The sequence below is a fragment of the Pseudomonas sp. DR48 genome (assembly GCF_019823085.1).
GTDB lineage: Bacteria > Pseudomonadota > Gammaproteobacteria > Pseudomonadales > Pseudomonadaceae > Aquipseudomonas.
Genome location: NZ_CP081946.1, coordinates 6,058,598 through 6,082,180, shown reverse-complemented (window position 1 = coordinate 6,082,180; position 23,583 = coordinate 6,058,598). Strand labels below are relative to the sequence as shown.

General features: G+C 58.1%; 24 protein-coding genes. 8 read left to right on the top strand and 16 right to left on the bottom strand.

Annotated features, from left to right (window positions below):
• Positions 1-101: 101 nt before the first annotated feature.
• Complete coding sequence (locus tag K5K95_RS27430; protein ID WP_222586996.1) at positions 102-284, bottom strand: DUF6026 family protein; 183 nt, start codon at positions 282-284, stop codon at positions 102-104.
• Positions 285-554: 270 nt separating this feature from the next.
• Here K5K95_RS27430 and gnd point away from each other — a divergent pair, with 270 nt between their 5' ends.
• Genes gnd through K5K95_RS27415 form a run of 3 tightly spaced genes read left to right on the top strand, consistent with a single transcriptional unit; the run spans position 555 to position 3,882 of the window.
• Positions 555-1,535: a phosphogluconate dehydrogenase (NAD(+)-dependent, decarboxylating) gene (gene gnd / locus K5K95_RS27425; protein ID WP_222586995.1), complete on the top strand. Its 981-nt coding sequence runs from the start codon at positions 555-557 to the stop codon at positions 1,533-1,535.
• A complete protein-coding gene (gene zwf, locus K5K95_RS27420; RefSeq protein ID WP_222586994.1) occupies positions 1,532-3,055 on the top strand; it encodes a glucose-6-phosphate dehydrogenase in 1,524 nt (507 codons plus the stop codon). The genes gnd and zwf overlap by 4 nt, the downstream gene beginning before the upstream one ends.
• Positions 3,052-3,882, top strand: coding sequence for an HAD family hydrolase (locus K5K95_RS27415; protein WP_222586993.1), 831 nt, complete (start codon positions 3,052-3,054; stop codon positions 3,880-3,882). Before zwf ends, K5K95_RS27415 begins: the two co-directional genes overlap by 4 nt.
• Before the next feature lie 109 nt (positions 3,883-3,991).
• Here K5K95_RS27415 and nhaB read toward each other — a convergent pair whose 3' ends face one another.
• The 3 genes from nhaB to K5K95_RS27400 form a co-directional block, all read right to left on the bottom strand.
• Positions 3,992-5,494, bottom strand: a complete 1,503-nt coding sequence (nhaB, locus tag K5K95_RS27410) for a sodium/proton antiporter NhaB (RefSeq protein WP_222586992.1) — start codon at positions 5,492-5,494, stop codon at positions 3,992-3,994.
• 77 nt (positions 5,495-5,571) lie between these two features.
• Positions 5,572-6,861: a hypothetical protein gene (locus tag K5K95_RS27405; RefSeq protein ID WP_222586991.1), complete on the bottom strand. Its 1,290-nt coding sequence runs from the start codon at positions 6,859-6,861 to the stop codon at positions 5,572-5,574.
• A gap of 234 nt (positions 6,862-7,095) precedes the next feature.
• Positions 7,096-7,362, bottom strand: coding sequence for a hypothetical protein (locus K5K95_RS27400; RefSeq protein ID WP_222586990.1), 267 nt, complete (start codon positions 7,360-7,362; stop codon positions 7,096-7,098).
• A gap of 342 nt (positions 7,363-7,704) precedes the next feature.
• On the opposite strand from K5K95_RS27400, the gene K5K95_RS27395 reads away from it, so the two are divergent.
• On the top strand, positions 7,705-9,030 hold the full coding sequence (locus K5K95_RS27395; RefSeq protein ID WP_222586989.1) for a sigma-54 dependent transcriptional regulator: 1,326 nt from the start codon (positions 7,705-7,707) through the stop codon (positions 9,028-9,030).
• 99 nt (positions 9,031-9,129) lie between these two features.
• On the opposite strand, the gene K5K95_RS27390 is transcribed toward K5K95_RS27395, so the two are convergent.
• From K5K95_RS27390 to K5K95_RS27350, 9 genes are all read right to left on the bottom strand, one after another.
• Positions 9,130-10,410, bottom strand: a complete 1,281-nt coding sequence (locus K5K95_RS27390; RefSeq protein ID WP_222586988.1) for a hypothetical protein — start codon at positions 10,408-10,410, stop codon at positions 9,130-9,132.
• A gap of 46 nt (positions 10,411-10,456) precedes the next feature.
• Positions 10,457-11,203, bottom strand: coding sequence for a hypothetical protein (locus tag K5K95_RS27385; RefSeq protein ID WP_222586987.1), 747 nt, complete (start codon positions 11,201-11,203; stop codon positions 10,457-10,459).
• Between the two features lie 32 nt (positions 11,204-11,235).
• Entirely contained in the window at positions 11,236-11,919 is a 684-nt protein-coding gene (locus K5K95_RS27380) for a C39 family peptidase (RefSeq protein WP_222586986.1), read from the bottom strand.
• Positions 11,920-11,982: 63 nt separating this feature from the next.
• Positions 11,983-13,263: a heme utilization protein gene (locus K5K95_RS27375; RefSeq protein WP_222586985.1), complete on the bottom strand. Its 1,281-nt coding sequence runs from the start codon at positions 13,261-13,263 to the stop codon at positions 11,983-11,985.
• A 52-nt stretch (positions 13,264-13,315) separates the two neighbouring features.
• Positions 13,316-13,888 carry an adhesin gene (locus K5K95_RS27370; RefSeq protein WP_222586984.1) on the bottom strand — a complete coding sequence of 191 codons (573 nt, stop codon included), beginning with the start codon at positions 13,886-13,888 and terminating at the stop codon, positions 13,316-13,318.
• A 1-nt stretch (position 13,889) separates the two neighbouring features.
• On the bottom strand, positions 13,890-14,327 hold the full coding sequence (locus K5K95_RS27365; RefSeq protein WP_222586983.1) for a hypothetical protein: 438 nt from the start codon (positions 14,325-14,327) through the stop codon (positions 13,890-13,892).
• A 332-nt stretch (positions 14,328-14,659) separates the two neighbouring features.
• On the bottom strand, positions 14,660-15,184 hold the full coding sequence (locus K5K95_RS27360) for an AAA family ATPase (protein WP_222590447.1): 525 nt from the start codon (positions 15,182-15,184) through the stop codon (positions 14,660-14,662).
• Positions 15,181-15,744, bottom strand: a complete 564-nt coding sequence (gene pnuC, locus K5K95_RS27355; protein ID WP_222586982.1) for a nicotinamide riboside transporter PnuC — start codon at positions 15,742-15,744, stop codon at positions 15,181-15,183. The genes K5K95_RS27360 and pnuC overlap by 4 nt, the downstream gene beginning before the upstream one ends.
• A 101-nt stretch (positions 15,745-15,845) precedes the next feature.
• Positions 15,846-17,480, bottom strand: coding sequence for a methyl-accepting chemotaxis protein (locus K5K95_RS27350; protein ID WP_222586981.1), 1,635 nt, complete (start codon positions 17,478-17,480; stop codon positions 15,846-15,848).
• A gap of 289 nt (positions 17,481-17,769) precedes the next feature.
• On the opposite strand from K5K95_RS27350, the gene K5K95_RS27345 reads away from it, so the two are divergent.
• Together K5K95_RS27345 and K5K95_RS27340 are read left to right on the top strand one after the other, a co-directional pair.
• Entirely contained in the window at positions 17,770-18,600 is an 831-nt protein-coding gene (locus tag K5K95_RS27345) for an undecaprenyl-diphosphate phosphatase (RefSeq protein ID WP_222586980.1), read from the top strand.
• Positions 18,597-19,028 carry a DUF1294 domain-containing protein gene (locus tag K5K95_RS27340; protein WP_222586979.1) on the top strand — a complete coding sequence of 144 codons (432 nt, stop codon included), beginning with the start codon at positions 18,597-18,599 and terminating at the stop codon, positions 19,026-19,028. The genes K5K95_RS27345 and K5K95_RS27340 overlap by 4 nt, the downstream gene beginning before the upstream one ends.
• Positions 19,029-19,039: 11 nt before the next feature.
• Here the strand turns inward: K5K95_RS27340 and K5K95_RS27335 are convergent, their stop codons facing one another.
• Complete coding sequence (locus K5K95_RS27335) at positions 19,040-19,399, bottom strand: MmcQ/YjbR family DNA-binding protein (protein WP_222586978.1); 360 nt, start codon at positions 19,397-19,399, stop codon at positions 19,040-19,042.
• Positions 19,396-20,304, bottom strand: a complete 909-nt coding sequence (locus K5K95_RS27330; protein ID WP_222586977.1) for a LysR substrate-binding domain-containing protein — start codon at positions 20,302-20,304, stop codon at positions 19,396-19,398. The genes K5K95_RS27335 and K5K95_RS27330 overlap by 4 nt, the downstream gene beginning before the upstream one ends.
• A 129-nt stretch (positions 20,305-20,433) precedes the next feature.
• On the opposite strand from K5K95_RS27330, the gene K5K95_RS27325 reads away from it, so the two are divergent.
• The gene (locus K5K95_RS27325) at positions 20,434-21,045 is read left to right on the top strand and encodes an FMN-dependent NADH-azoreductase (RefSeq protein WP_222586976.1); all 612 of its coding nucleotides are present in this window, start codon (positions 20,434-20,436) and stop codon (positions 21,043-21,045) included.
• A gap of 248 nt (positions 21,046-21,293) precedes the next feature.
• Positions 21,294-22,331: an alpha/beta hydrolase family protein gene (locus K5K95_RS27320; protein ID WP_222586975.1), complete on the top strand. Its 1,038-nt coding sequence runs from the start codon at positions 21,294-21,296 to the stop codon at positions 22,329-22,331.
• A gap of 21 nt (positions 22,332-22,352) precedes the next feature.
• Here the strand turns inward: K5K95_RS27320 and K5K95_RS27315 are convergent, their stop codons facing one another.
• The gene (locus K5K95_RS27315; RefSeq protein WP_222586974.1) at positions 22,353-23,540 is read right to left on the bottom strand and encodes an MFS transporter; all 1,188 of its coding nucleotides are present in this window, start codon (positions 23,538-23,540) and stop codon (positions 22,353-22,355) included.
• Positions 23,541-23,583 lie beyond the last annotated feature (43 nt).

Here is a 23,583-nt window from a genome sequence, read left to right as displayed (position 1 = left end):
GGAGTATCAACAGGTAAATGTGAAAAATTCGTGAGTTTAAGGCTTGGCAGGTGCGTTGCATCGGAAACAGCAGGGCACTGTTTCCGATTCAGGCGAGCGGATCAGGCGTGGGGAGCACGCTGGGTGACGGGAAAATTCTGAGCGGGGGAGCTTTGTGTGAGTAAGCGCAGCTGCGCGAGCTCCTGCTTCAGCAGGTCGCGCTCTTCTTTCAACTGGCGCAATTCATCACGACGGATCGTGACATAGAGGGTTTGTGCTGGCCGTGCTGCTTGTACTGTGCCCATTGCTCACCTCGCAAATGGCTATCTCAACTGTAAATCCGCCCCGACATCGGTGCTTATTTACTATCGGCCGCGATTTTGATTTCTTTTGCCCCTGAATGGAACTTTTTTATTTTTGATGGTCGGTGTGTCTTCGGCGCGATTACCGACGTTATCAATCAGGATCGGGCACAATGCACGGAAACTTAGCGCCAATGCTCTGGACTAACCCACATTGGTCGCGTTGGGCTATAACCTTTGACACACATTTTTAGTAGTAGGGAGCATCAGCACATGCAACTCGGGATTATTGGACTGGGCCGCATGGGCGGCAATATTGCGCGTCGCCTGATGCTCAACGGGCATACCACCGTTGTTTATGACCGCAATACCGCCTTCGTGGACAACCTGGCAGCAGAGGGCGCCAAGGGCGTCATCGACCTGCCGGCGCTGGTCGCAGGCCTGGCCAAGCCACGTGCCGTATGGGTCATGTTGCCCGCTGGCGCACCGACCGAAGACACCATCACCGCCCTGAGCACGTTGCTCGAAGCCGGCGACACCATCATCGACGGCGGCAACACCTTCTATAAGGACGACATCCGCCGCGCGAAGAGCCTGTCGGAGAAAGGCCTGCACTATGTCGACGTCGGCACCTCCGGTGGCGTCTGGGGCCTGGAGCGTGGTTACTGCATGATGATCGGCGGAGAAGCGGCCGTGGTTAAACGCCTTGATCCGCTGTTCGACAGCTTGGCACCGGGCATGGGCGATATTCCGCGCACCAAGGACCGCAAGTCGGACGACGATCGCGCCGAGCGCGGTTACATCCATGCCGGCCCCGCAGGCTCGGGCCATTTCGTGAAGATGATCCATAACGGCATTGAATACGGAATGATGCAGGCCTTCGCCGAGGGCTTCGACATTCTCAAGACCAAGTCCAGTGAGCAACTGCCGGAAGATCAGCGTTTCGACCTGAACGTGGCCGACATCGCCGAAGTCTGGCGTCGTGGCAGCGTCGTGTCGTCCTGGTTGCTCGACCTGACCGCCGATGCGCTCGCCAGCGATCCGAAGCTCGACGGTTACTCGGGCTCGGTGGCTGACAGCGGCGAAGGTCGCTGGACCATCGAAGCGGCCATGGAGCAATCGGTACCGGTTCCGGTGCTGTCGAACTCGTTGTTCTCGCGCTACCGTTCCCGCGGGCAAGGCACTTTTGGCGACAAGATTCTCTCGGCTCAGCGATTCGGCTTTGGCGGGCATGTGGAGACTTCGAAAAAATGACCGGCTTGATCCGCAATAAATCCAAGGCAGAACCCGCTCCACCGACCACGCTGTTTTTATTCGGTGCCCATGGTGACCTGGTCAAGCGTCTGCTGATGCCGGCGCTGTACAACCTGAGTCGCGACGGTCTGCTCGGCGATGGTTTGCGGATCATCGGCGTTGACCACAACGCCATCAGCGACGAAGCCTTTGCGCAAAAGCTCGAGGATTTCATTCGTGCGGAAGTGACGGCGAAGGTCGGCAAGGGCGATCAAGCCCTTGATCCGCAGCTGTGGGCCACATTGGCCAAAGGCATCAGCTACGTCCAGGGCGACTTCCTGGACGACAGCACTTATCAAGCGCTGGCGGAAAAAATCGCCGCCAGCGGCACTGGCAACGCGGTGTTCTACCTGGCCACCGCGCCACGTTTCTTCAGCGAAGTGGTGCGCCGTCTCGGCGCCGCCGGTTTGCTGCAAGAAACGCCTGAAGCATTCAGAAGGGTGGTGATCGAAAAACCGTTCGGCTCCGATCTGCAAACGGCTGAAGCCTTGAACGCGTGCCTGCTCAAGGTGATGTCGGAAAACCAGATCTACCGGATCGACCATTACCTGGGCAAGGAAACCGTACAGAACATTCTGATCAGCCGGTTCTCCAACAGCCTGTTCGAAGCGTTCTGGAACAACCATTACATCGACCACGTGCAGATCACCGCCGCCGAAACCGTCGGCGTGGAAACCCGTGGCAGTTTTTATGAGCACACTGGCGCCCTGCGGGACATGGTGCCCAATCACCTGTTCCAGTTGCTGGCGATGGTGGCAATGGAGCCGCCGGCAGCCTTTGGCGCCGATGCGGTGCGCGGCGAGAAAGCCAAAGTGGTGGGTGCGATTCGTCCCTGGTCCACCGAGGAGGCCCGGGCCAACTCGGTGCGCGGGCAATACACCGCCGGCGAGGTCAACGGCAAGCGGTTGCCGGGTTATTGCGAGGAAAACAACGTCGCGCCTGACAGCAACACCGAAACCTACGTCGCGCTCAAGGTCATGATCGATAACTGGCGCTGGGTCGGCGTGCCGTTCTACCTGCGTACCGGCAAGCGCATGAGCGTGCGCGACACTGAGATTGTCATTTGCTTCAAGCCTGCGCCGTATGCGCAGTTCCGCGATACCGAAGTTGATGAACTGCAACCAACCTATTTGCGGATTCAGATTCAGCCCAATGAAGGCATGTGGTTCGACCTGTTGGCGAAACGTCCTGGCCCGGCGCTGAAAATGGCCAATATCGAACTGGGTTTTGCCTACAAGGATTTCTTTGAAATGCAGCCGTCCACCGGCTATGAAACCCTGATCTACGACTGCCTGACGGGTGATCAGACGCTGTTCCAGCGCGCCGACAACATCGAGAACGGCTGGCGCGCCGTGCAGCCCTTCCTGGATGCCTGGCAGCAGGACGCGAGCGTGGAGTTCTATGCGGCTGGCGAAAACGGTCCGAAGGCCGGCGATGACCTGTTGACTCGCGATGGTCGCGTCTGGCACGGCCTCGGATGAGTGACGTCACGCCACACCCCATCCGTTTTCTGCTCAGTGACATGGACGGCACGCTGTTGCTGCCCGATCACAGCTTGAGCCTGCGCACGATCGAGGCGGTTCGTTCATTACGCGAGGCTGGCGTGCTGTTCAGCCTGGCCACGGGCCGTCCACCCAAAGCCATGTTGCAGCAGATTGAAGCCTTGGGTGTCGACCTGCCGACGGCCGCGTTCAACGGTGGCACCCTCGTCAATCCAGATGGCAGTGTGCTGGTCGCGCATTATTTGCCGGCCACGGCCGCGCTGACGGCGTTGGCATTGTTTGCCGATCTGCCGGACATCGAGGTCTGGGTGTTCAGCGGGGGCGACTGGCTGCTCAAAGATCCACACCGTCCAATGGTTCCCCGGGAGCAACATGGCCTGGGCTATCCGCCCGTGGTGGTCGAAAGTTTCGAGCCTTACCTTGAGCGTATCGACAAGATCGTTGCCGCCAGCAACAACGCTCAGTTGTTGATCGAGCTGGAAGCGCAATTGCTGCCCAAGGTCGAGGGGCAGGCGCAGGTCTCGCGCTCACAGCCGATCTATCTGGACGTGACTGCGATGCAGGCCAACAAAGGTGCGGCGTTGGCGACTCTGGCCGAGTTTCTCGGTGTCTCGCTGGAGCAGACTGCCGCGATGGGCGATGGCGGCAATGACCCGGCGATGTTTCATCGTGCCGGGTTGTCGATTGCCATGGGGCAGGCGGAAGAGGCGGTCAAGCTTCAGGCCGATGTGGTGACGGGTGCCAATACCGAAGATGGCGCCGCGCAGGCGATCGAGCGGTATATCCTCCCTCGCCAGCTCACCTGAAAACCCATGTGGGAGTGAGCCTGCTCGCGATAGCGGTGTGTCATTCAACATCAATTTTGACTGACACGGCCTCATCGCGAGCAGGCTCGCTCCCACAGTGGGTCGGTGTTTACAACCAGTAACTCACTGCGTACCAGCCAAGAACCCCCATTACGACGGTGTAAGGCAACGCCATCCACACCATCCGCCCGTACGACAGGCGAATCAGCGGGGCAATCGCCGACGTCAGCAGAAACAGAAACGCGGCCTGACCATTGGGTGTGGCCACGCTCGGCAGATTCGTCCCGGTATTGATCGCAATCGCCAGAGTTTCGAAGTGCTCACGGCTCATGTGGCCGGAGATGAACGCCTGTTTCACCTCGGTGATGTAGATGGTTGCTACAAACACATTGTCGCTGATCGCCGACAGCAAGCCGTTGGCGATGAACAACATGCCAGGCTGTTGATCGGCCGGCAGCGCCAGGACCCACTGGATGAGCGGCGTAAACAGCTGTTGATCGTGAATCACCGCGACCACCGCGAAAAACACCACCAGCAATGCGGTAAACGGCATGGCGTCCTTGAACGCATTGCCGATGCGATGCTCTTCGGTGATGCCGGTGAACGCGGTGATCAACACAATCACCATCAAGCCGATCAGCCCGACTTCAGCAATATGAAAGGCCAGCCCGGCGATCAGGATCAACGCCGCCGCACCTTGGACCAACAGGGCGGCGCGTTGGCGGGCAGTGCGCTCTGCATTGTCTTCGGCGGCGTAGTTGGCCAGCACCGTGCGCACGTTGTCCGGCAGCAGCGTGCCGTAACCGAACCAGCGCAGCTTCTCCAGCAGCACACAGGTCACCAGACCTGCAGCCAGCACCGGGAGCGACACCGGGGCAATCTTCAGAAAGAACTCGGAAAAGTGCCAGCCCATTTCGTGGCCGATCAGCAGGTTTTGCGGTTCGCCGACCAGCGTGCAAACACCGCCCAACGCGGTGCCCACAGCGCCGTGCATCAGCAGGCTGCGAAGGAACGCGCGAAACTGATCAAGGTCACCGTGATGGAGTGTGGGCAGGTGCTGGTCATCGCCGAACTCGCTGTCCTGACGCGGATCATTGCCCGAGGCGACGCGGTGATACACCGAATAAAAGCCAACCGCGGCACTGATGATCACCGCCGTCACCGTCAAGGCATCGAGGAACGCCGACAGAAACGCCGAGAGAAAGCAGAACATCAAGGCCAGCAGCGCTTTGGAGCGCACGCCCAGCAACAGGCGCGAGAACAGAAACAGCAGCAGGTCTTTCATGAAGTAGATGCCCGCCACCATGAACATCAGCAGCAGGATCACCGGAAAGTTGTGCACCAGTTCATCGTAAAGTGCTTGCGCCGTGGTCATTTTCAGCAGCAGCGCTTCAACCAGCAGCAAACCACCGGGCATCAGCGGATAACACTTGAGCGCCATGGCCAGTGTGAAGATGAACTCCAGCACCAGCAGCCAACCGGCCGCTACCGGCCCGACTGTCCATAACACCAATGCATTGATTATCAGGAAGCCGACAATGCTTGCCTTGTACCAGCGGGGAGAGTGGCCGAGAAAGTTGTGCGCGAAGGCCTGAGCCATTGAGCCGGACATCGGCTACTCCTTGTATTAAGAAGCGCGCAAGTTGCCGGAAGCGACAGGGAAGATCAAGTGTGTAACAACAAGTTGGCTCAGCCGAGATAACGCACCACTACTGCCCGGTAATTGCCATCCAGCGAATAGCCGCCGACGACAATGCCTCCGTCAGTTTGCACCGCCACTGAGGTGGCCATGTCCAGGCTGCTGCCAAAACGGGTACGAACCCAGCAGGTGCCTTCGGCAAAGCCAGGATCCGGCTGTCCACCGGGTAGATACCGGGCCAGCAAAAAACCGGGTTCAACCCCGCCCAGAGTGCCACCGACCGCCAGCACCCGGCCATCTGGCCGCAACTGCGCGGCGGTCCATTGGCTGGTGTTGCGGCCAATGCGTAGCAAGTGCGGCTGGCCATTGTTGCAATGGATATCCGGACGACCGTTGCTGTGCACTTTCAGCGCCAGGCAATGCATCGGTTCTCGGCTGCTGCCAAAACACTGCAAATCGCCATTGCCCAGCTGGACGATCTGGCTGATGTGCGCGCTTTTTCCTTGAACACTGAAGGTCATCAAACCATCCACGGCAAAGCGCTCATCCAGGCTGCCGTCGGGTAGATAGCGCGCCAGCAACGCTTGTTCAGGGAAACTGATCGATCCGCCGACCATGATTCGGCCATCCGCCTGCAGCATCAGGCTGCTGAGCCAGGAGTTCATCAGCAAATGCCTGACCATGACAAAGCCGCGTCCATTGAAGGTTTTGTCCAGTTCGCCCTCGGCGGTGAGGCGTATCAACAGGCCGGCGTGATCGGCCAGTTCAAAATAGTGATTGGCCAGTAAGAGGATCGCGCCGTCGGCTTGCACCTTCACGCCACAAGTCTCCGCCCCCGGTACGCCAAAAGGCCCGCAGGTGTTGCGCTGGCCTTGGGACAGATTCCCCGACAGACGTACGACGCAGTAACCGTTGTCGCCAAAATCGTGGACCGGGCGACCTTGTTCGTCGAATAGTGCCAGGGCTGGCAGTGTTCGATGGGAATCTTCGTAGTGCAGGCCGGCCAACAGGATGTTGCCGTCGGCCAGGACCTGAACGCTGCCCGCCATGGCTTCATGACCACGCTGAAACGGCCCGATAACGCTTCCGTGAGTGCCAAATGACAGGTCGGCGGAGCCGTCGGCCAGCAAACGGGCCAGGCCAAAGTAATGACCACTGCGAGTGCCAACTTTCGCCGCCACCAGCACACGACCCTGTGCATCAATCGCCACACCGTTGGCGATGCTGTAAGTGCTGCCGACGAAATACACCTGGGTTTTGCCTGCGCAGGCGAAGCGCTTGTCGAGTTGGCCAGCAGTGTAAGGCGATTCAGGCAGGGCAACAGCAGTCTGGTCTGGCATGCGCGCACCTCCTTGCGAGCCGACCAATCCCGGGATTGGGAGGGCAATGGCCTGTGCAAAACATTCAATCCTTGAATGATCGATAGCACAACGGTAACAACTAACTGGTGGAGGGTCGTTATGTGCCAGAACAGTGTCTTTTCGAACCACTGGCAAGCCTGCCAAGTAATAAAGCAAAAAAGACCGTCCAGGCGCGGCCTGGACGGTCTTTTTTTAAAGCATTAACACATGTCTTTAGTGCGGCATCGACCAGGATTGCAGTGTGTAACCTTCCTGGCTCAGTTCGGTGCGAGCCTCTTTAAGAACATGTTCCAGTTGCGCCGGGTCGGTGTAAGCGCTGCTCGGGATTTGTGTGCGGCCCAGTGGAGTACTGGTGCGATCGATCACCGTCAGGCTGAGTTCGCCGTTACCGTCTTGTGGCGCCCAAGCTACGCATTTAAAGGGCTTAAATGCGCGGTCGGCAATCAAAAGAGCTTCGTTGATACGGAGCGGGGCGGTCATGGGATCTTCTCTCTCTATGCCCAATCAAGTGACAGGCCGTCGGTTGGGCTTACCGTTCGGCTGGTTACTTGTACTGATGCCCGCAACCGGGGGGCAGGTCACACGGATTGGGCAGAAATTTCAACTTTCTTTCATATACTCATTGAGTGAGGCGTTTTTGAAAGCTTAATGAAAGGTTGAACTCGTTAGGCAACTAACAAACCGTCTTCTTATAACTAATTAACTAACTACCCTATAGACAAACGGTACAAGGCACCGTCAAATTCTTGCTAATGTTACAGCCAGGCCCGCCAAACGACTGTTTTTAATAATATTTCTCAAATTTGGCGCCAAGGAACAGTCATGATCGAAACGCCCGCGTTGCGACGTCTGTTAGTAGTGGACCCGTGTGACGACTGCCATCGTCTGTTGCCGGGTTTACGCTCTGTCGGTTGGGATGTTGATAGCTGCACCTTGGAGAACGCGGCCGAGCGCACCTGCGACGTTGGCCTGTTGCGATTACAACCTTTTCATCTGGAACATCCGGAAGCCGTCAAAGAGCTGATCAGCCACAGCGGCACCGAGTGGATCGCTGTGCTCAATCAGGAAGTCCTGCGGCTGCAGAATGTCGGCGACTTTGTTTGCGAATGGTTTTTCGACTTCCATACTTTGCCGTTTGATGTTTCGCGGGTGCAAGTCACGCTGGGACGAGCGTTCGGCATGGCGCGCCTGCGAGGGCAGGGCACGATTCATATCGATCAGCCCGAACACGAGTTGCTCGGCGACAGCAAGCCGATTCGCGAACTGCGCAAACTGCTCAGTAAATTGGCGCCTACCGAATCCCCGGTATTGATCCGCGGCGAGAGCGGCACTGGCAAGGAGTTAGTGGCCCGCACCTTGCACCGACAGTCCCATCGCCACAACAAACCGTTCGTGGCGATCAATTGCGGTGCGATCCCTGAACACCTTATCCAATCGGAGTTGTTTGGCCACGAAAAGGGTGCGTTTACCGGCGCCCATCAACGCAAGGTCGGACGGATCGAAGCGGCGAACGGCGGCACATTGTTTCTCGATGAAATCGGTGACTTGCCGTTGGAACTGCAAGCCAATCTGCTGCGCTTCCTCCAGGAAAAACACATCGAGCATGTCGGCGGCAGCCAGCCGATTCCGGTGGATGTGCGGGTATTGGCGGCGACTCATGTCGACCTGGAGGCGGCAATCGAAAAGAAACGCTTTCGTGAGGATTTGTATTACCGCCTGAACGTGCTGCAAGTCGTCACCGCGCCGCTGCGCGAGCGCCATGGTGACTTATCGATGCTGGCCAACCATTTTTCCCATTTCTACAGCCACGAAACCGGCCGCCGTCCACGTAGTTTCAGCGACGACGCCTTGATTGCCATGGGCAAACATGACTGGCCGGGCAATGTTCGCGAGCTGGCCAACCGGGTTCGTCGCGGGTTGGTACTGGCCGAGGGGCGGCAGATCGAAGCCCGGGACCTGGGGCTGATCAGCCAGCACGCCATTCCCGCGCCGATGGGCACGCTGGAGGACTACAAGACCCGCGCAGAACGCCAGGCGCTGTGCGATGTGCTTAACCGCCACAGCGATAACCTGAGCATTGCCGCCAAGGTGCTCGGGATTTCCCGGCCGACGTTCTACCGTTTGCTGCACAAACATCAGATACGTTGAGTGGCCATTTTTAGTTAAAAATTGTCGGTATATGCTTTTTAACCCGTGTAGCGATCAACAAAAAACCCGCTGAAAAGCGGGTTTTTTGTGGGTGCCGTATCAGAAGTAGTACGGGAATTTCAGGCTGAAGGAAAAGTCTGGCGAGTCTTCCGTCAGGCCAATGGCCAGATTGGGAACAATCGTCAGCTTGTCGGTGGCGGCCAGTGTCATGCCGATGTTGAAGTTAGCCGAGTTGTAGTCGCTGTTGGTGATCGATTGCCAATCGCCACCGTCCGGTTTGATTTTGCTCTTGCGAGCGAATTGATCGGTGAACGAAAACGACATACTCATCTTTTCGTTCAAGGCAAACGCAATGCCGGCGCCGACCTGCCATGAATCGCCGAGTTTCACGTCCCCAGGGACTTTGGAGTTGACCTGAGGGCTGATGTCGCTGAAAGAGTCCTGAATGTTGTAGGTATAGGCCAGGCTGCCGAACAGCACCGCCGGATCGAAGGTCTTGACCAGCGAGATTCCCGGGGTGATCGACCAGACACCGTTGCCGGTAGGCAAGCTCTGGGGCACCGAAAGGTTATCGTTATTAGGGTCATTGACCAGCTTGATGCCGTAAGGGTCATTACCGGTTGGCGCCTTGACGCGCAGTGTCACGACCGCGTCGGGCAGGTTGACCGACTCATCGAGAAACTTGTAGGCCACGCCGACGTTGACGTCGCCGATAGTGGGGTCGCGAGTCACGGTTGCGTCAGACGTCACCGGGCCTGCGCCACCAGCGCCACCGGAGGAATACGTCGATTCGCGATACACCACGGGAACGTTAATGTCGAACTGCCAACGTTGTGCCACGTTATAGCGAGCCGTCAGGTCAAGGGTCCAGTTATCCGCCTTTATACGGTCAAGGTTGATGTTGCCGAGGAAAATCGAGTCCAGTGCCAGGAAACCATTGAGCGTCAACGCTCGGGTATCGTAGTGCGTATAGGTCAGGCCGGTTTCGAAGCTGAACTTGCCGCCACCGAAGAAGCCGCTGGCTTCGTCATACAGGTTGGACACGCTTTGTGCCGGTTCAGAGTCGTCCTTGAGCGCCTGGCCATATGAACTGCCCGTGGTTCCAGGCGCACCGGTGGCCACCGTCTGACCACCCCTGGCCGGTTCGGCAGGGGATTTGGTCAGACGTTTGGGCGGTGGTGTTGTTGGTGTTGCTTCGACTTGGCGAACGCGCTGCTCAAGGACCATCAGCGCGTTCTGTTGTGCTTCGTAACGCTGTTTCAACTCCATGAGTTCTTGTTTTAATAATTCAACCTGAGGGTCCGGTGCTGCATAGAGCAGTGTTGCCGGGGTCAGGCTACTTAAACAGACTATAGCTCTGAGCGTTAGCGATCGATGCATGGGTTAGCCGTCCCTTCAAATGACTTCCGATGAGACTGAGCGTAGATCAGAATCCGAGCGCGCGAAGACCTTTGAGTTGATCGAGATTGCCGCTCACCGACCCGGCTGACGGCACGTTGTCACGCAACACGACATTGAATGAGGTTAGATTGCGGACCTGGTTGCTGCTACCCAGCAATGTTGTGTTCTGCATCAGCCCACCCTGGGCCAGGCGTTGAATGGTACTGCCCTGATTGTTATTGGCCACGATGTTGAGTTGCACACCCGAGCCGGTTGAGGAAACGCTCAGCGAACCCGCGCCGTTGGTGCCGGACAACGTCGAGCCTGCGGCCAATGCCTGGCCCTGTTGTTGCGTTACTGGCGCCTGGTTAGCCTTTGAGACGTTGATATCAACGTTGTTGTAGGCCGAATTGTTGTCGCCGGCAGCGCGTACGACTTGAGTGACGCCTTCGGTGCTGTTGAGACCGCTGCCGCCCGTGACGCTACCGGTGCCGGAGCTTTGTGAGTGGGTTGAACCACTGCCTTTTTCATCGATCATCGATACATAAAACTGTGGCTTGATGGTTGATTGTTGGATTTGCATCGATGAAGTAGCGCCGATTACTTCACCGTTGGCATTTTGCCAACTGCTTGTCATGACGATGCCGAAACTGACAATTCTTCCCGGCATGACAAAGCGGCCGCGCAAAGTCGCCAGTTCCTGATCCTTCAGTTCGATGGGTTTGAATGGTTGTGCCTGGGTTGGCAGGCTGGCGGCCAGACAGGCAACGGCCAGCCAGATTGGAGTCTTCATTGGATGCTCCCGGAGCTTCATGCTCCTTATCATTAGAAGAAGTCGCTTTGGATGAATCCGAAGTCCATCAATTCTGCGTCTGGCACCGGGCTGAAAGCGTTGACCCGGTTCTTGGCGGTCAGTGGCAGGGGTGGGTCGAGCAACGCATTGGCTTTGTCATAGCCCTGACCGATAACGGCAAAGACGATGCCGTTCCAGCCTTTGACAAAGTCGTCGAGTCTGTAACGTTTATGACCCAGTACCGGATCTCCGATATAGACCCAGCCGTCATGAACTCTTTGCAAGACCACAAAATGTTTGTAGCCGCGGATATCCATGAGGACCACAACGGGAATTTTGATTTCGCTCAACGTTTCATTGGCTACCCGGTAGCCGCGGGCACGCATGCCGATACTTTCCACGTAATGCTTCATATCGAGCATGGAGAAGCCCTGGACGCGGACAAGATTTTGATCGGAGTGCGCCAACATGCCTTCGATGATCTGTTCTTCATTCACGTCCAGCCAATAGGCCTGGCGCAAAATGGTCGCGAGCGCAGCGGCGCCGCAACTGAAGTCGGTTTTCTGTTGCACCAGGTCGGCAAATTTACGTTCACGTATGCTCTGGACCGGTTTGTACACCACCGCGCCGCCTGGCAGGACGGAAAGCGGCATTTGTGCAGCCTCGCTCACACTGGCCACGCAAAGCAAAAATGCCAAGGTGATGATAATGCGCATGGTGGGGCGCCTTCAGGTTGGGGCTGAAAAAGGCCCCCGTGAGGGGGCCTCCACCGTCAGCAGTTAGAACGAGTTGTTGGAAATGGCCAGCGAGTTGCTTTGTTGGTTGCCCACACCGGCAGCTACGTTGACGCCCAGGTTGCCGCTGCCGCCATTCACCGAACCGCTCAGGGTTGCAGTGTTGGTCACAGGGTTGGCCCAGCCAGTTGGAGTCAGCACTTGATAAGAGTAGGTGTTGCTCAAATCAAACGAGCTGCTTTCACTGTAGCTTTTAGATTTGTCGTACGAGGACTCTTTCGATTTGCTGCCCGATTTTTCGAATGAGGAGTTGAACGATTTCTCAAACGATTTTTCGTGCGATTTGTCGTACGACTTGTCGACCGATACGTCGAGGGATGCATCGAGCGATGCAGTCAGCGAAGCGTCAGAAGACGAGCTGCTGCTGCCCGAATGGTGATGGCCATAATCCCACGAAGCGTTTTTCGAAGCCTCGACCGCAGCGTCCAGAGTAGCGCTCAAAGAAGCGCTCAAAGAAGCACTCGAGGAACCGCTTGCATGAGAGCTGCTAGAGCCACTGGCATCGAAGCTCTTCGAACCGCTTACGTCAAAGCTCGAAGAAGAGCTTTTGCTTCCGCTTGCCTCAAATGACTTGTCCTTGGAGAAACTGCCGCTGGCTGTTTGTGTAACGGTCAGCGTATCTACACGGAAGGTCCGATCAGCGTTGTTTTCCACAACGAGGCCGGGGCCTTGTTGGTCGGCGGAGGCGGTAGCAGTTGCGTTACCCAGTGGAGCATTGGTGTTGGCAATGGCCATGGTGTTTTTCTGTTGGTTCAGGTCGCCGCCAGCAATGTTGATCCCCATGTTGCCGCTGCCGCTGTTCCCCGATCCACTCATGTTGGCCGAGGCAGTGCTGCCGTAGTTGTATACCTTGTTGCCGTTGCTGTATTGCTTGACGCTTGCCGTAGCGGAGGCAGTGCCGAACACGAAGCTGTTATCGGTGGCTGCGGCTGCGGCGTTTGCAATGGCGGCCGCGTTGTCTTGTTGGTTGCCGTCGCCGGCAGCCACGTTGACCCCGACGTTGCCGCTGGTGCCTGTGGCAGAGCTGCTCATACTGGCATCGTTGACAGTCCCTTGGTTGAGGATGCGGTTGTTGGTACTGCTTTGGTTATCCCACGCATTCGCCGTCGCGTAGACAGGGATTTTGGTTGGAGGAGGGGTGTGATGACCATTATTGTGGCCATTGTGGCCATGATGGTGGTCATCAGTCTGCCCAGCTTGTACAGCAACAGCCATGACCGCAGCAATTGCGAAAACCAGAGGCTTGATTGCCATCGAAGGTTTCATGGTGATTCTCCGTACTTATTTTAGGTTAAGTGTTGTTTCTTACCTGTTTGGGTCAATCCGCGACCCGTACGCTTAGGGTGTTTGCCATTCGATTACCCACCCCGGCGCTCTGATTCAACTGAATCACCCCACGGCTACCGGTGAAGGCCTGATCGCTGGTAGCGACCTGGCGATAGCCGGGTGCAGAGTCAGTTGCATCGGAGTTGTTGATCAGCGCCACGTTCTGTTGCCTGAGGACGCTGTCGTCGATACTTTGCGGCTGCGCACCAATGCTGATGCGCAGTGCATTGGCTTGCTGGTTGCTGGCGCCCGCGCTCTGGTTCACGCCCAGTGCGCCGTTGCCGTGGCTGAAGGAGTTGCCCTGGATGCTGGACTGAGCATCGATCCTGGGATCGACTTCAGTGCGCAGCCGTTGGCGAATCTGTGTGGTCGCGTTCGCACCATGACCAATGGCGAAAGCCCGGGCATTGGCCTGCTGCTGCTGGTCGCCCGCAGCTTGGTTGACCGCGAGGTTGCCTTGGTACTGAGCGCCCGAGCCGTCGATGTCGGCGTTGTTGATGACGGGCGGTTGGGCGAATGTCGATGCACTGAAAAACATGGCGATAATCAGCAGCGAACGATTCATCTCAACGGTCTCCCGTTATGATTTTCAGAGCACCCAGGCCTTGCTGGACGTTTGAATTGACCATGTTGGCGATGCCGCTGCCCGAGTTTCCCGAACGTCCGGCGGGGAGGTTCGAAAGCTGACTCTGGTTGCTGATATTGCCGCCCAGATTGTTGGTGTTTTGAGTGACCAGGCGGGAGATGCCTGCACCACTGGCGACATTGGCAAAGTCGCCGTCGCTCAGCTCGTTCGTTTGGCTGAGGATTTGTTTGGACGGGTTGGCGTTGACGGTCGTGGGGTTAGGGTCGGGGCGCAATGGCGGAACGGTTGCGTTGCGAGGCTGGACATCACGTTTGATGGTGATGATGCCGTTGTCGGCCTGTACGGGCAGGCAGACACTTGAGCCCAGTGCGCATCCGATCAGCAAGAGGCTAAAGATGCTGTTATTAAATGTCCCCACGGCGGCAATTCCTTCTGTAATTGGACGCTGGCCCTTTTCAGCGTTGCGAGGTAGAGAGCAGAAGGTGTGCCGGTTTTTGCTTTTCTTTTAAAAACAGCGGGTTGGGTTTAATTATCGAGACAGTCAAAAAAACGGTGTAAAGCCGCTGAAACAGAGCCACGCAAAAGCCCCCGTCCATACTGGCGGCACTGCTCGCTAAGGGCTTCGAATGCAGGTTGTATCAGTGGCTTAACATTTTTTTGCTGGCGTGAAGGGGCCGCTTTAAATCGCGGGTTTGCACAAGCGGAGGTGTTTCAGAAATGGACAGTTGCGACAAGGCGGGCAAGCCCTTGTCAGCCGTTGAGCAAATGCGTCACCGCTTCGAATGACGCTTCCTTTCGCTGTTTCCAGTCACCTTCCACTACCTGGAAAGGCTGGCGATGCAGGTCAAGCCATTGGCGGCTGGCCTGGAAAAACACCTGGCGTTCTGCCAATTGCGGCTGGCAACGCTGCCCATCGTCATGCCAGGCAACGCTTTCAGGGCTGAGCAGCAAGTGCAGGTCGTAATGCCGCGCCAGCAACGCTTGCTCGATCCATGGCGGGCAATTGCCAAACAGCGTGTGACTCCAGAGGATATTGCTCAACAGGTGCGTATCGAGAATCAACAGTGACGGTTGTCGGGCGCGTGCTTCATCCTCCCAAGTCAGTTGGCCATGAGCGATCACCGAGATGTCATCGTAGCGGGTTTCCCGGGCTTCGCTGTCGATAAAGTGCCTAACGTACTCACTGACCAATATGCCGCCAAAGTTGGCGTGAATCTCGCTCGAAAGCCAACTTTTGCCGCTGGATTCCGGACCTGTAAGCACCAGCACTTTCATGTGCGCAACGCCGGGTCGGCGCGCCATTCGCGCCAGCCTTGCACAGCCAGGAGCAGGAACAGGGCGTAGAGCGAGGCGGTCAGGTACATGCCTTTATAGATGAACAGCGCGACGAAAATCACATCGACGGTGATCCACAGTGGCCAGCACTGCACGCGTTTTTGCGCCATCCACAGTTGCGCCACTAGGCTGAACGCGGTCAGTGCAGCGTCAAGCCAAGGCTGCGCTGCGTCAGTCCAGTGCGCCATGGCAGCGCCCAGCAACAGACTGCCGATGGCGCCGACCGCAAGGCCCGATGCGATTGATTTTGCGTCGAGTCGACTGACCTGGCGACCGGCATTCGCCTCACCCGCGCGGGTCCACTGCCACCAGCCGTAGAGCTGCAGCGCGGCATAGATCACTTGCAGGAGCATGTCCGAATACAGCTTCACTTCAAAAAAGATCCAGCTGTAAAGCAGCACCATGACCAGGCCGATCGGCCAGCACCAGGGGTTCTGTTTGACCGTCAACCAGACGGCGATCACGCCGAGGGCGGCGGCAAACAGTTCAAGCCCGGACATGGGGGTTCCTTGGGGAAATCGAAGAGGGGGCGGATTGTACCGGCAGGCGCTGCCAAGTAGAACCGCCTGTAGCAGCTGCGGCAGCTGCTACAGGCGCATTGCTATACGCGAAACTGCTTGAGCAATCCGTTCAACTGCTCGCTCAAGTCCTTGAGCCGAACGCTGGCCATACTCGATTGCTCGGCCGCCAATGCCGTGCTGTGGGACAACCCAGCAGCCTGGGTGACGTTCTGATTGATGTCTTCCACTACATGGGCTTGCTGCAAGGTCGCACTGGCAATCGAGGCGTTCAGGCCATTGAGGTTGCGCAAGGCTTGCCCGATCGCATTCAGGCTGGCACCGGCCAGGCCTGCCTGTTCAATGGTCAGTTGCGAGGCGCGGCTGCTGTCGCCGATCACTTTGACCGCTGCTTCGGAATGGTTTTGCAGGCGTTCGATCATCGACTGGATCTCTGCCGTGGACTTTTGGGTGCGCTGGGCCAGCAGGCGCACCTCGTCGGCCACCACTGCAAAGCCACGACCTTGCTCACCGGCCCGCGCCGCTTCGATCGCCGCGTTGAGCGCCAACAGGTTGGTTTGCTCGGCGATGGAGCGGATGACCTCCAGGACACTACCAATCTGTGTGCTTTCAGCGGCCAGGGTGCGAATCACTTCGACAGCTTGATCGATGGTGCCGGACAGTTTGTCGATCTGCTGCAAGCTGCCATCAATGTTGATTTGTCCCTGCTGCGCCTGAGATTCGGCATCGCGCATTTCGCTGGCCGCATGCTCGGCGTTCTTGGCTACATCCTGCACGCCATAAGTGACTTCGTTGATCGCGGTCGCCACCAGCTCCATTTGCTGGGATTGTTGCTGGCTGCGTTGCTGGGCCTGAGCCGCGTCGTTGCCCAGTTCGCTGGATGACTGGCCCAGCTCGCTGGCGGAGACTTGCAATTGACTGATCACCCCTCGCAGCTTGGCGGTGAACGCATTGAAGTGGCGAGCCAGTTGAGTGACTTCATCGCGGCCGTGGGTGTCGAGGCTGCGGGTCAGATCGCTCTCGCCGCTGGCGATATTGGCCATGGCGTTCACGGTGTCCTGAAGCGGGCGCACGATGCTGCGCGCAATCATGATCACCAGCAATGCCATGATCAGCGCAATCACCAGGCCGACGACAGAAGCCTTCCATACCTGGCCATAGAACTCGGCCTGCATGTCATCGATGTAGACACCCGAACCAATCACCCACCCCCAAGGTTCGAACAGTTTGACGTAGGAGGTTTTCTCGACCGGGGCGCTGGCACCCGGCTTCGGCCAGCGGTAGTTGATCGTGCCGGCGCCCTTGGCCTTGGCGACGGCCACCATTTCGTTGAACAGCGCAAAACCGTCCGGGTCGCGGATCGCCGAGAGGTTCTGGCCATCCAGTTTTGGGTTGGCCGGGTGCATGATCATCACAGGCGTCAGATCGTTGATCCAGAAATAGTCATTCTGGTCATAACGCAGCCCGCGAACGGCCGACAGCGCTTGCTTCTGTGCAGCCTCGCGGGTCAGCGTGCCGGCCGTTTCCAGGTCATGGAAGTAGCTTAAAATGCCGCTGGCAGTCTGCACCACGTGCTGGGTTTTCTGAGCCTTGCCCAGATAAAGGTCGTCGTGGATCTGCTTGAGCATCAGCACGCCCAGCGTCAATAGCATCACCACCGAGACGATCAAAATAAGCCACAAACGTCGGCTGATCGACACATTACGCAAGCTGTTCATAACGCTGTCACTCCGGTTCTTGTTCTTGTAATAAACGATGGTCAGCATCCAACCACGCTTTGGCCTGTCGGGCATATGCGACCCAAGTCTCATGACGCGGCAGCGTTATCGTGGCTTGTCTGATAGGATTTCGGCCCCGCGCGAAGAAACCTGAATCCAAGTTGATTTTTCACGGGATTTTTACCGGAGTGTCTGGATCCTCTGCGCGCGGACTTCAGCTACGCTTGGCGCAGTCAACGCTTAAAAAAATTAATGGGGCATGCCTTTTCGCATTGCCTTTGGGGGATTGATGGATCTGTGGACCGCCTTTCAGGCATTGATTCTTGGGGTTGTAGAAGGGCTGACAGAGTTTTTGCCCATTTCCAGTACCGGTCACCAAATCATCGTGGCGGATTTGCTCGACTTCGGTGGCGAACGGGCGATTGCGTTCAACATCATTATTCAGTTGGGGGCAATCCTGGCGGTGGTATGGGAATTTCGCCGCAAGATCCTCGACGTGGTGACCGGTTTGCCGACGCAACCCAGCGCTCGCCGGTTTACTGCCAACCTGCTGATCGCCTTTATGCCGGCCGTGGTGTTGGGCGTACTCTTTTCCAACCTGATTCATGAATACCTGTTCAACCCGATTACCGTCGCAACGGCGTTGGTCGTGGGCGGGATCATCATGTTGTGGGCCGAGCAGCGTCAGCATGAAGTGCACGCTGAAACCGTGGACGAGATCACCTGGAAAGACGCATTGAAAGTCGGCTTCGCCCAGTGCCTGGCGATGATTCCCGGTACTTCGCGTTCCGGCTCGACCATCATTGGTGGCTTGCTGTTCGGCCTGTCGCGCAAGACCGCAACCGAGTTCTCGTTCTTCCTGGCGATGCCGACCATGGTGGCTGCGGCGGTGTATTCGGGCTTTAAATACCGTCACCTGTTCGTGCCGGCGGATTTGCCGGTGTTCGCCATCGGCTTCGTGACCGCGTTCATCTTCGCGATGATTGCCGTCAAAGCCTTGCTCAAGTTCATCGCCAGCCACAGCTATGCCGCGTTTGCCTGGTATCGCATCGTGTTCGGCCTGCTCATCCTGGCCACCTGGCAGTTCGGTTGGGTCGACTGGGCCGCGGCGCGGCCATGAGTGACTCCAGCGCGCGCAACAACCCCGGACGCCGGTCCGGGGGAGAGCGGGTCCAGTATCCACAGTTGAAACTGTTGGTGTTTTTGATCCTGTGCGCGCTGCCGCTGACCGGCTCGGTGCGGTTATGGTTGCGCGGGGTTTCGCTGATTCCCCTGGCGGCCTACGGCATCGTCAGCGTGCTGGCGTTCGTTCTGTACTGGAGTGACAAGCGCAAGGCGCGCGCCGACAGTTGGCGCACCCCGGAGAACGTCTTGCACGCGGTGGAACTGGCGGGCGGCTGGCCGGGCGCCTTGCTGGCCCAGCAAGTGTTTCGGCACAAGACCCGCAAGCTCTCGTTCCAGCTGGTGTTCTGGCTCATCGTGCTCATGCACCAGGTCTTCTGGATCGACCAACTGTTCCTCGGTGCGAACTTGTTTGCCCTGGGCTGAAAGAGCTGGCCTTACAGCAGCAACCCGATCTGGGTGCGCTTGGGCAGTTTGCTTACTACCAGTTGGTGGGAACGTTGCAACAACCCTTGCAGCTCTTCGCCAGCCAGCGGGTAGGGCGTTTGCATGATGATCCACTGCGCCCTGGCCAGATACGGCGCCGGGTGAATCCCCGGACGGTCGCAGTGCCCCAGGAACAGATCCTTGTCGACCTTGAACGCCAGTGATTCGCCGCGCAGGTTCTGCAAGGCGAACATTTTGTTGCCGGCAATCGAAAACACCCGAACGCCTCCCCATTTGTAGTCCTCCCGGGCGCCGGGCAGCGCGAGACAGAATTGCGCGACATCCTCTTCGCTCATACGTCCAGCCTTCATAGCAGTCGGTCCCCACACATATTGAATGATTCGATCAGATGGTCGATCCAGGCGCGTACCGCCGGCATCACCCCGCGCCGATGAGGGTAGACCGCTTGCAGCCAGCCGCCAGGCAGCGACCAGTCGGGCAACAATTGCACCAGAGAGCCGTTTTCCAGCTCCTGCTCGCAATACATCATTGGCAACATCGTGAAACCCTGTCCCGCAAGGGTACAGGCCTTGCGCACGATGAAGTCGTCGATACCCAGTCGCGCTTCCAGACTCAATTCAACACTTTTACCCTGTTGATCAAGCATGCGGATGTGCACCAGGCGGTCGGCTTCCAGCGCGCCGAGCACCGGCAAGGTTTTCAGGTCATCAGGGTGGTTGATCGCGCGCCCATGCAGGAAGGCCGGGCTGGCGACCATCGCCATCTGCGCCTGGCGCAAACGCCGTGTCACCAGTAACGGATCCTCATCGCCCAGCTCGCGCACCCGCAGTGCGACATCGACGCCTTCGTTCACCAGGTCGACGCGGCGATTGAGCAGCATCACTTCCAGTTGAACCTGAGGGTATTTTTCCAGGAACTTGCTGATTACCGATGGCAGCATCTCGTGGGCCAGTCCAACCGGGCAGGACACGCGCAAGCGTCCACGGGGCTCGCTGGACATACTGGCCACGGCTTCATCAGCCATCTCGGCTTCCAGCAGCATGGCCTGGCAGTGGCGCAGGTAACGCTCTCCCACAGCGGTCAGCTTCAGTTGTCGGGTGGTGCGTTGCAGCAGGCGCGCGCCGAGGCGTTCTTCCAGCTCGGCGATACGCCGCGATAGCCGGGACTTGGGAATCCCCAGCAGCCGTCCGGCAGCGGCAAAGCCGCCGGCTTCGACTACCTTGGCGAAATAGTAGAGGTCATTGAGGTCTTGCATGGCTGGAGTCCGATTGTTCTATCAGTGAGACGAACTATCGCATTATTGCAGGCTAATCAGCTATTGGTTTCATCTGTAGGATCAACCCCATCAGATCGCCCCGTGGCGATCCTCACCTGGAGATCCCACATGAAATTGTTGCATATCGATTCGAGCATTCTTGGTGACAACTCGGCTTCCCGTCAGTTGAGCAGCGAAGTCGTTAAAGCCTGGCAAGCCGCCGAACCTACTGCTGTCGTGACTTACCGCGACCTGGCCGCCGATGCCATCAGCCATTTCTCCGCAACGACCCTGGTCGCCGCAGGCACCACTGCTGAACTGCGCAACGCCGCCCAACAGCACGAAGCCGAGCTGAGCGCCACGACCCTGGCCGAATTCCTGGCTGCCGATGCCGTCGTCATCGCCGCGCCGATGTACAACTTCACCATCCCGACCCAACTCAAGGCCTGGATCGATCGCATTGCCGTTGCCGGTCAGACGTTCCGTTACACCGAAGCCGGCCCTGAAGGCCTGTGCGGTGGCAAAAAAGTGGTGATCGTCTCCACTTCCGGCGGCCTGCATGTTGGTCAGGCGACCGGCGTTGCTCACGAAGAATACCTGAAGGTGTTGTTCGGCTTCATCGGGATCACCGACATCGAGTTTGTTCGTGCCCACGGCCTGGCTTACGGTGACGAAGTGCGTACCAAAGCCATGAGCGACGCTCATACGCAAATCAGCGAGCAATTGTTCGCCGCGGCGTAAAGCTTGCGTAAAGACGACAAACAGCTCAGGCAACCCCCAAAAAACTCTGTATTCTGATCACGCAAGTGTCAGATACGGAGTTTTTTGTTTCTGACCGTTTCAGGTTGTGGCCCAGGTTATGCAGTCGAGGGTTTAACGTCCCCGTTCTGTAACGACCTTGGTAGCTGCAATCGCGGGTTCAAGGCCGCTTTCTCGGTATTTCGAGAAGAACGGGCTTTCCGGTCAAGTAACAAAGGGTAGGGCATCCTATGGTGCGTCTTTGTGCAACGTTACTGATTTGCCTGCTCAGCAGCCTGAATTCAGTGCACGCCGCGCCTGCGCCGCATCCTCACTGGAGCGTCGGTTTCCATGAGATGACTTTTCTCGACCCTCTGGATTTGCAGCCGATGCGCGCCATCGCGTTCTATCCTTCGAGCGACAGGGAACACTCCAGCCTGCTCGAGGGGTACACCGTCGAAGCCGGCGAAGACACCCGAGTCGCCATCGGGCGTTTCCCGATGCTGATGCTGTCCCACGGCAACACCGGAACCCCGCTGGCCCTGCACGACCTCGCGACCTCGCTGGCGCGCAAAGGCTTTGTGGTGGTGGCGGTGATCCATCCCGGCGACAACTCCACAGACCACAGCCGTCTCGGTACGTTAAGCAACCTGTACGGCCGGCCTATCCAGATTTCCGAAGCCATTACCGCGACCCTCGGCGACCCGATGCTCGCGCCTTTCGTCAATGCCGACCAGGTGGGCGTAATCGGGTATTCGGCGGGTGGCGAGACGGCGTTGATCCTGTCCGGCGCCACACCAGACCTGGACCGTCTGCGTCGCTATTGCCAGGAACGCCCGGATGACCGCGATGCCTGTAACACAAAAGGTGAGCTGATTGTCGACCGTGACGACCTGCAACCCGTGGCCGACCCACGCGTCCACGCATTGCTGCTGATGGCGCCGCTGAGTTTGAAATTCGGCCGCCAGACCTTGGCCGACGTGCATGTGCCCGTGCTGCTTTACAGTGGCGATGGCGACAAACTGGTGGCCTACGACAAAAACGCGGCGGCGCTAGCGCGCAAACTGCCGACCGCGCCCGACTTCAAATTGCTGGCCGGGGCAGGGCACTTCGTGTTCCTGGCGCCGTGCAATGAAGAACAAATCATCGCCATGCCGGCCTTGTGCACCGATGCTGACGGCGTCGACCGCAAAGACATCCACCGCAACATGGTGTCCGAAGCCGATCGATTCTTCTCGCATGCTCTGGGCAAACCAAGCCGCGCCGGTATGCAAACCGCCGATCAATAGTTGCCGCTATCCCTGATGGGGTCAGGCCATTGCGCGGCGTTTGAGCAGCAGGGTCAATCCGAGGCCTGTCACTGACAGCAACGCCGCGCTGAAGAAGATCCACGAATACCCCAGGTTCAACGCCACCGCGCCCATCAGCGGCCCGGCAATCGCCAGCGCCAGATCGAAAAACACCGCATAGGCACTCAAGCCCGCGCCACGACTGGAATTGGGCACTTGCTTGATCGCCTCGACACCCAATGCCGGATAGACCAGCGACAAACCAAACCCGGTCAGGCCGGCACCGATCAACGCATAACCGGTCGAAGGCGCGAGCCACAGCAGCGCCAGGCCCAGGGTTTCAATGGTCATGCAGGCGATGGCCGAGGTGAAGCCTCCGAAGCGGCTGATGCTGGAGATGAACAGCAGCCGCGCCAGAATGAAGCAGACGCCAAACACCGTGAGGCAATAAGCGGCGCCGGCCCAGCCTCGGCTGACGTAATAAAGCGTGATAAAGGTGGTCAGGGTGCCGTAACCGATCGAAGCCAGGCTCAGGCTCGCACCAAACGGCGCGATCCGCCCGAACACCGCCCAGAACGGCAGGCGCTCACCGCGAATCACCGGCACGGAAGGTTTGTTGCGGATCAGCAGCAACGCCGCCAGGGCCAACAGTGACAGCACAATCCCCAGGCTGGCGAAGCCATATTCACCGACCATTACCACGCCCAAAGGCGCGCCAATGGCGATGGCGCCGTAGGACGCGATGCCGTTCCACGAAATCGAACGGGCCGTGTGTTCGGCACCGACCTGGCCCATGCACCAACTGATCGTGCCCACGCCGATCAATCCTTGTGCAATCCCCAGCAATAAGCGACCGGCAATGAGGATCAGCAAACTTGGCAGCGGGTAGCTTTGCAGCAACGTTGAAATCAGCGTCAGAACGCCGCTCAACACGATCCCCGACAATCCGTAGACAATCGCCCGTTTGGTGCCAATGGTGTCCGACATGCGCCCGGCCATTGGACGACTGAGCAAGGTGGCCAGGTATTGCGAGCCAATGGTCAGGCCCGCGATGATCGCGCTAAAACCCAACTGCTCATGGACGTAGCCCGGCAACACCGCAATCGGCAGGCCGATGCAGAGGAAGGCGATAAAGGTGTAGAAAACGATAGAGACGATCTGCAGGGTGATCGCCATGGAGCTTTGCGGGGGCAGTTGCTGCGCAGACATGAGGGCTCGTTCGCGGGCGGCGGTAGGAGAACTGCATCATGGC